Below are 2096 nucleotides of genomic sequence, written 5' to 3' on the forward strand. Positions count from 1 at the left end.
TCCACCGCCTTCCACCTCGCCTGGCAGGCCGTCGCGACGGGCGTCCATGACGCCGTGCTCGCGGTCGGGGCCGAGAAGATGACGCACCCAGACAAGGCCCGGTCGTTCGCCGCGATCGGCGGCTCGGTGGATGTGGAGACCACGCCCGCCGACCTGCCGGCCGGCCGCTCCTTCCTGATGGACATGTACGCGGAGTCCTCGCTGCGGTACATGGAGCAGACGGGCGCGACGCGCGCCGACTTCGCGAGGGTGGTGGTCAAGAACCAGCGGCACGGGATGCTGAACCCGGCCGCGCAATACGGCGGCGAGCTCACGGTGGAGCAGATCCTGGCGGCGCGGGAGATCGTTTGGCCGTTCACGTTGCAGATGTGCTCACCCATCTCGGACGGCGCGGCCGCGGCGCTCCTGGTCAGCGACGAACTCCGCCTGCCCGGCGCGGTGGTCGCCGTTCTCGCGTCGGTCGTGAGGTCCGCCCCCGCCGGCGGGGGGACGAGCGTAACCGGCCTGGCCGCGGGCGCCGCCTACGAAGCGGCGGGGCTCGGACCCGCCGATCTGGACTGCGCCGAGGTCCATGACGCGGCCGCGTCAGCGGAGCTCGTGATATACGAGCAGCTCGGCCTGGCTGAGCTGGGCGGCGGCCCGGCGCTGATCCGGAGCGGCCAGACGGCGCTAGGCGGCTCATTGCCCGTCAATACCAGTGGCGGCCTGCTGGCCCGCGGGCATCCCATCGGCGCCACCGGCCTGGCCCAGATCGTCGAGGCGGTCGTGCAGCTGCGCGGCACCGCGGGTGACCGGCAAGTGCCCGCTGCCCGGCTCGCGCTGACACAGAACGCAGGGGGATGGCATGGCACGGACAATGTCGCGAGCGTTGTGAATATCTTCGGCAGGCGCGCGGCGTGAGGCCCATGAACGTTACGCCGCCAACGTCACGCCGCCCAGCAGGGCGGGCCAGTGGCACCGCCTTTCCTGCCCCGACACCAGACAATCGCCGCCAGGCGATGAGAAAGAGGAGTTGCTGCGCAATGACCGTCAGCCTCGACGAGGGTGAGTTCCTGTTCACCTCCGAATCGGTGACAGAAGGCCACCCGGACAAGATCGCCGATCAGATATCGGACGCCGTCCTGGACACGGCGCTGGCTGCGGACCCCTCTTCCCGGGTGGCCTGCGAGACGGTGCTGACCACCGGGCTTGTGCTCGTGGCGGGCGAGATCACCACCTCCGCGCACCTGGATATCCCGGAGATCGTGCGGTCGACCGTACGGGACATCGGTTACACCTCCGAGTGTGGCTTCGACGGCGATGCCTGCGCGGTCCTGGTCGCACTGGACAGGCAGTCGCCGGATATCTCCCAGGGCGTCGACATGGCACACGAGGCGCGCCATTCTCTGAGCGGGAACGAGCTCGATCGCGTGGGGGCAGGCGATCAGGGGATGATGTTCGGCTACGCGACAAACGAGACGCCCGAGCTGATGCCTATGCCGATCTCGCTGGCGCACCGGCTGGCCAGGCAACTGGCATATGTACGGAAATCAGGCCAGATGCCCTTCCTCCGGCCTGACGGCAAGACGCAGGTCACGGTCCGCTACTCCGGCGGCGTGCCGGTAGCGGTCGAGAAGGTGCTGATCTCGGCCCAGCACGAGGATGGTTCTGAGGGTCGGCTCGCCGACCAGATCTGGGACAACGTGGTTCTGGCGGCCATCCCGCCGTCGCTGTACGACGCCGGGGCGTTGCGGCAGAACTTCTACGTGAACCCGACCGGGCGCTTCGTCGTCGGAGGCCCCGTCGGTGACGCCGGGCTCACCGGCCGCAAGATCATCGTCGACACTTACGGAGGCTTCGCCCGGCACGGCGGCGGCGCGTTCTCCGGCAAGGATCCGTCCAAAGTCGACCGGTCCGCCGCGTACGCCGCGAGGTACGTCGCGAAGAACGTCGTCGCGGCCGGGCTCGCCGACCGCCTCGAACTGCAGGTCGCCTACGCGATCGGCGTCGCGCGGCCGTTGTCACTGTTCGTCGAGACGTTCGGCACCGAACGCGTGCCGAAGCCGCGGATACTCGAGCTGATCAACGAGAACTTCGATCTCCGGCCTGCCGCCTTC

2 protein-coding genes are annotated in these 2096 nt (G+C 69.1%); both read left to right on the plus strand.

The window, feature by feature from the left end:
* Positions 1–900 (plus strand): thiolase family protein (locus VG296_RS11495; RefSeq protein ID WP_325565643.1); only part of this gene is annotated, 900 nt, incomplete at its 5' end.
* Positions 901–1022: 122 nt separating this feature from the next.
* The coding region (gene metK, locus VG296_RS11500) for a methionine adenosyltransferase (RefSeq protein ID WP_325565644.1) at positions 1023–2096 on the plus strand (1074 nt) is incomplete at its 3' end.

The sequence above is a fragment of the Actinospica sp. genome (genome assembly GCF_035552695.1).
In the GTDB taxonomy this organism is placed as follows: Bacteria; Actinomycetota; Actinomycetes; order Streptomycetales; family Catenulisporaceae; genus Actinospica.